General features: G+C 59.8%; 4 protein-coding genes, 3 tRNA genes and 1 rRNA gene. 3 read left to right on the plus strand and 5 right to left on the minus strand.

The annotated features are described in order from the left end of the window. The 4 genes from Tam10B_RS12190 to Tam10B_RS12205 form a co-directional block, all read right to left on the minus strand. Nucleotides 1–300 (minus strand): 16S ribosomal RNA (locus tag Tam10B_RS12190); the annotation flags it as partial. Nucleotides 301–1,123: 823 nt separating this feature from the next. Beyond that, nucleotides 1,124–1,196, minus strand: a tRNA-Ala gene (locus tag Tam10B_RS12195). A gap of 39 nt (nt 1,197–1,235) precedes the next feature. Beyond that, nucleotides 1,236–1,308, minus strand: a tRNA-Val gene (locus Tam10B_RS12200). Nucleotides 1,309–1,314: 6 nt separating this feature from the next. Continuing rightward, nucleotides 1,315–1,387 (minus strand) — tRNA-Gly (locus Tam10B_RS12205). 334 nt (nt 1,388–1,721) lie between these two features. Here Tam10B_RS12205 and Tam10B_RS12210 point away from each other — a divergent pair. Beyond that, nucleotides 1,722–2,246 carry an NAD(P)H-dependent oxidoreductase gene (locus tag Tam10B_RS12210; protein WP_093961517.1) on the plus strand — a complete coding sequence of 175 codons (525 nt, stop codon included), beginning with the start codon at nt 1,722–1,724 and terminating at the stop codon, nt 2,244–2,246. A gap of 189 nt (nt 2,247–2,435) precedes the next feature. On the opposite strand, the gene Tam10B_RS12215 is transcribed toward Tam10B_RS12210, so the two are convergent. Further along, complete coding sequence (locus tag Tam10B_RS12215; protein WP_093961518.1) at nt 2,436–3,644, minus strand: helix-turn-helix transcriptional regulator; 1,209 nt, start codon at nt 3,642–3,644, stop codon at nt 2,436–2,438. 127 nt (nt 3,645–3,771) lie between these two features. Between Tam10B_RS12215 and Tam10B_RS12220 the strand changes: the two genes are divergently transcribed. Both Tam10B_RS12220 and Tam10B_RS12225 read left to right on the plus strand, forming a co-directional pair. Continuing rightward, entirely contained in the window at nt 3,772–4,953 is a 1,182-nt protein-coding gene (locus Tam10B_RS12220; RefSeq protein ID WP_093961519.1) for a hypothetical protein, read from the plus strand. Between the two features lie 201 nt (nt 4,954–5,154). Beyond that, nucleotides 5,155–5,617, plus strand: a 463-nt coding sequence (locus Tam10B_RS12225) for a helix-turn-helix domain-containing protein (protein ID WP_456297855.1), incomplete at its 3' end; no start/stop codon positions are given.

Raw genomic sequence — 5,617 nt, forward strand, 5'->3', positions numbered from 1 at the left:
CTCTCAGGCCGGCTACCCGTCGAAGCCATGGTGGGCCATTACCCCACCATCAAGCTGATAGGACGCGACCCCATCCCATACCAGTAAAACCCTTTCCCACACCCCCATGCAGAGGCGCGGAGCATCCGGCATTACCACCCGTTTCCAGGAGCTATTCCGGAGTACGGGGCAGGTTGGTCACGCATTACTCACCCGTTCGCCACTCTCACCCGCCAGCAAGCTGGCAGGATCCCGTTCGACTTGCATGTGTTAAGCACGCCGCCAGCGTTCGTCCTGAGCCAGAATCAAACCCTCCACAAAAAAACCTTCATGAAGAGCCAAAAAACATGACTCGAAAAAAAGAAAAGAAAAAGACAGACAAAACACCAACCAGGAAACCCCGGCCAATGCTCGCACAATCCTTCCAAAAAACCCGACCACAATCACAGCCCCTCTCGGGACACTCCACAAACGGGAGCCATGGCCGGACTGGCAATCAAAACTTAGTAGTACAAAACACGCTCTTGAGTTCTCAAACCACCACCACACAGGCAAGCGACTCAGACCACAACCTGAACCATCCGTGCCGGGCAGCAAAAGATAAACATACACAAGAACCCACCGGCCCGCAACCCGGGCACAGCAAAACAGAGCAAAACCGTTGAAAACACAAGCTTCGCTCGGCGTGTCGCAAAAGCATGAAATCACGTCTATCTCTAGTCTAGACAGGAATATTTCCCCAAAACACCACTGCAGAAGAACCGTCATTCCCCCGCCGTCGCCCCGACAACCCTCGTTCACCCCCGGTTCAACGACCAAGCCGAGGCCGTCGCCAACAGGCAAACGATGAGACGGACACAATGCGACCGATCATGCAAGACGGCGGCAGGCCGGGCGAGCCGGCCGCCGTCAACAAACGAAGCCCTCCACATCTAATCCCATTTACGATCCACTCGTCGCACATCACTACATACAGTCCATCGGTTCACATACTCCGGATGATCGTAAGAGGACGAAGCCGCAATCCTCATCGACGCAGACCGGCCGTCATCGGAGGGAATCGTGTGAACGCGTCGAGCTCGACCACACGACGTCATCCGGGAAAACAAAAAAGGCCCGAGTCTTTCGACCCGGACCTTGTCCGTGGAGCTAAGGGGATTCGAACCCCTGACCCCCTCCATGCCATGGAGATGCGCTACCAGCTGCGCCATAGCCCCGTATTGAGTTATTGCAATCGCGATCGGAACCGCGACTCGTGGGTGATGTAGGAATCGAACCTACGACCCCTTCCGTGTGAAGGAAGTGCGCTAGCCGCTGCGCCAATCACCCGACGCGAGCGGACAACGGGACTCGAACCCGCGGTCTCGACCTTGGCAAGGTCGCGCTTTACCAACTAAGCTATGTCCGCATGTCACCTTGAAAGGCAACAGAAAGAGAACATACACCGTCCTCGGTACATACGTCTACGACACGGCGAGTCTCATTACATTTTCTACACAATTAACGAACCGTGCAGCGTTGCCGATAGAGCCCCGGCGGCGGGGCACAACTTGCATGTCGGACGAAAACGATCGTTGACAACAAGTCGGCATTACACTGCTTTTCGAGGGGGTGAAGGGCCGGCGCATCCACCGTGAGAACAGACGATGGCGTTCCACATGAAACGTCGGAGTCTCATACCGATGCACATCGACCGTCAATCCCGCCGATATCCGCTCCCCTATAACGCATAAGGAGTCATCATGTCCACTGCAGTACTGCTGTTCCACCCGAATTACGAAGCCTCCAAGGTCAACCGTCGCCTGCTCGACGAACTCGCCAAGCAGAACCCCGCAGGCGTGGACGTGCGCGACGAGTACGCACTGTACCCGGATTTCAAGGTCGACGTCGAGGCCGAGCACGCCTTCATCGAGCAGCATGACCACATCGTGCTGCAGTTCCCGTTCTATTGGTACAGCTCCCCCGCACTGCTCAAGCAGTGGGAGGACGCCATCCTGACGCCGGGCTGGGCGTACGCAGGCGGCAACGCGCTCGACGGCAAGACGCTGCAGCTGGCCGTGTCGACCGGTTCGCCGGCATCGCGCTATCAGAAGGACGGCGAATACAAGCGCACCATGAACGAACTGCTCAGCCCGTTCGAACTGATGGCGTTCCGCGTGGATCTGACGTGGCGCGAGCCGTTCCTGGTGCAGAATACGTCGGCGATCACCGACGAGGAGCTGGATCAGGCGGCAAAGGAGTACGTGAAGGCGATCGCGGAGGAGTAGAGCACTGAGGCTTTGCGAGGGCTGAGCCTTTCCGGAGCTTGAGCCCTCCCTCAGTCAGCCGTCGGCTGACAGCTCCCTCCCATGGAGGGAGCACATGGGGAAACCGTCTTGATTGTTGGCTTCGCGTGACTGTAGGGAGAGCTTGCACCGCAATAGGCGGCAATCCCCATAATCACAATCGGGAAACGGCTACTTGGGCCGGTACTGACGGATGAGTCGCTGGCCGGCTTCATACAAGGACTGGCGCAGACTCTGCGGGGAGAGAACTATCACGTCGCCGCCCGTCGAATACTGCAGCGTCCACCACATCATGGACAGTTCCGGACAGCGAACCACGACCTCGTACATGGGATTGCCCTCGTCATCGCATTGACCGGAATCACTGACGTCGGGGGCATCGAACCACTCATACACCGTCCCCAGCATGCCGCGCCGCACCACCATAGTGATGGGCACCGCCTCGCCTGTGACGAAATACGGACGCTGACGCACGTACTCAACCGGATCAAGCACATCATTCGGATCCGACGGCTCGTCATCGTCTCGCAATGTACCGTCGGCACGCCATCGATCGAGCGTATGCGCCACCGGAGTCCTGACGGGATCGAGCACATGCAGATCACGAATGCGATCGGCGATGAAGCAGGTCAGGTTCTCGTCGTGCGGCTCGGCGCCGGCATGATGCTTATGGTGCAGATAGCCGACCAGATAGTATCGGCCGGTCTTGTACACCAGACGATATGGGTCAAGCGTGTACCAGCGGATGCTGCCGTCACGCCGACGGCGTGGCTCCAGTGCGCCACCGAGCATATAGTCGCAGTACTGGAATCTCACCGCACGACCATTCGGGAATCGCGGAATCAGCTCGTCCGGCGGTTGCGCGGCGCGGCCCTCGTGGATGGCGCGATCCACCCCCTCGATGGTATGGAGAAAATCACTGTTGTAGTGTTCGAACGCGTCGATGTGACTGGCCTCGCGGGGATACCCTTCGCGCCCGCCGGACAGCGCCGCGATCTTGTCCTCAAGATCACCCAAGGTGTCCTCGCTAAGCCGGGACAGCATAAGGCTATCGGCGAGCAGACGCATTTCGGAAGCGCTCAGATACGGTTCCATATACCAGCCGGGCTGCGGATCGGCACAGCGTCTGCGCAACTCGGGCAGCGCCGACTGATCGATGCGTCCCACCGAACGGCCGAGGACCGGATTGTCCTTCAGCCAGTACAGCTGCTCGCGCACCGTACGATTGGATGGCGCCTTGTAGCCGTCATCCCCGTGTTCTCGATGATGCTCCTCAAGACGTTCGACGATCTCGTTGGCGGTCAGGCCATGGGCATCGTCGGTCTCACGCCACAGCAGTTCGAAGATCTCGACGATTGCATTCTTGGAATATGCAGCCATATCTGCGATGGTACGCGCGAAACGCGCAGGTAGGCAGTATTCCACCACCTTTGATTTTCAAGACGACAATGGAATTATCTGAGCCGCCGACGTGGACGGCGGGACAATGACGGAGGAAGGAACGAGAATGATCATGAACAATATCACGACGACGGCGAGCGCGACGGATACCGATACCGCACTGGATCTGCATGTGGACGAGGTGACACCGCAGAACGATTTCGATGACCCGGATCTTCCGGATTTCTTTGACGGCGGCGGCAACGACACCACCTGCCAGTGGGATGACGGGTTCTGCACCGAACTGTGCGACGGCTACATTCTGGAGTATTGCAACGATCCGAATTGCAAGTACGATCACACGTCGAAGTACTGTCTGCGGCACTACATCATCAGCCTTGGTCTGAAGCTGGATCATCTCAGGACGTGCCCCGGTATGAGGAAGGCGCGCACACGTGAGGAGATCAAGCAGGTGGCGCTTGAGCATGCGGCCAGTTTCGGCCGGTTCGAGCAGGATCAGGCAGACGGGGAACGCGGCGATTCGGCGCATGATCCGAGTGCGCCGAGCCTGAACGAGCTTGCCGACGAGATGTCGGACGCCGATCTGGATGCGGAGCTGAAGAAGATCGGCGGGCAGGTCTATCGCGGCAGCTACGACGATCTGCGCATGATGCCCGCGACCACGGCGGAGGATCTGCAGCAGTGGCTGGATGGACTGGATCTTGGCCATGGTGTGTTTCACGTGAAACACTTCACGAAGTTCGATGGCTTCTCTATGGAACTCATGGAGGTGCATTGGGACAAGGAACACGACGAGGAGGGCCGGTTCAGCTTCTACAATCCGGACGACGGCGCGGTTGCATGGGATCCGGAGTTCGCTCGCGGATTCGAGAAGCGCGGGTTCATGAATCCCAAGCTGTGGGCGCTGTGGAACGGGGAGACCGGCGCCATCAAGTACCAGTACTCCACGGATTCCTATGCCGAGAGCGTGCTGGCCAAGCGTGGGCTGCTCACCGACGACCCGGCTAGGGGCGTGCCCGGCGTGTTTGCGATCGTTGAGGAGCGTACGGATACCGTACTGCCGGTGACCACGGGCTCGTACATCCAGCACAAGGCCACGTTCGACGGCGACGACACCGTGCTGTGGGCGTGCGATGACGCCGGATTCCGTGAGAGGATCCGCCCGTACATCGAGTACTACGACGAGGACCGACCGCTGGACGTGCCGAAGGCGAAGGCCAAGGCGGCGGAGTTGGAGAGGAAGCTGCACCGGGTGATCGATGAGGGGGTGCGGCCGGAGGAGCTGTAAGGACAAGAGGAAGATTGGCGAGAGCCGGTCTTTGGCTCTGATTGGGCATGACCTGAGGTCGAAGGGCTTGTCCCCTCCCCCTCAGTCGGCTGCGCCGACAGCGCGGGTTCTAGTGATCGTTGCAACACCTGGTGATCCGGGAGGAGATTTCGGGTGGGCAGGTGGGTGTTCGATGGTGTTGGGTACGCGACTCGTGGCGAGATGTGCAAGGCGCGTCGGGATCGGTACGTGGAGCTCATAGCCGGCGGGATGAACTACACGCAGGCCGCGAGAGCGGTCGGGGTCTCGAAGCGTACGGGCAAGGTATGGCGTAACGGGGGCGCCAGCGGCGGTCGTCGTGTGCAGCCGTCCGTGGTGATCCGGTATGCTCCCGTCATGCATGAGTCGAAGACGATCAGCCCACGGTTCCTGGATCTGGAGAGTCGCATCAGCATCGCCGATTGGCGGCATGCCGGCATGGGCGTGCGCGAGATCGCCAGACGGCTCGGACGTCCCGCGTCGACCGTGTCCCGGGAGCTCGCGCGCAACACGAATCCATCCACCGGCGAGTATGAGCCGAACCGGGCCCAGCGGATGAGCGCCGGACGTCGTTCGAGGCCCAAGACCGCGAAGGTGCGTGCGGTGCCCGGCCTGCTCGACTACATCCGGCGCAGGCTCTCCGACG

The organism is Bifidobacterium vansinderenii (genome assembly GCF_002234915.1).
Lineage (GTDB): Bacteria > Actinomycetota > Actinomycetes > Actinomycetales > Bifidobacteriaceae > Galliscardovia > Galliscardovia vansinderenii.

What these genes read in the sequence shown, in the direction of transcription:
- Tam10B_RS12210 (WP_093961517.1), top strand. Translation starts at nt 1,722, where the DNA reads ATGTCCACTGCAGTACTGCTGTTCCACCCGAATTACGAAGCCTCCAAG.
- Tam10B_RS12215 (WP_093961518.1), bottom strand. Translation starts at nt 3,644, where the DNA reads ATGGCTGCATATTCCAAGAATGCAATCGTCGAGATCTTCGAACTGCTG.
- Tam10B_RS12220 (WP_093961519.1), top strand. Translation starts at nt 3,772, where the DNA reads ATGATCATGAACAATATCACGACGACGGCGAGCGCGACGGATACCGAT.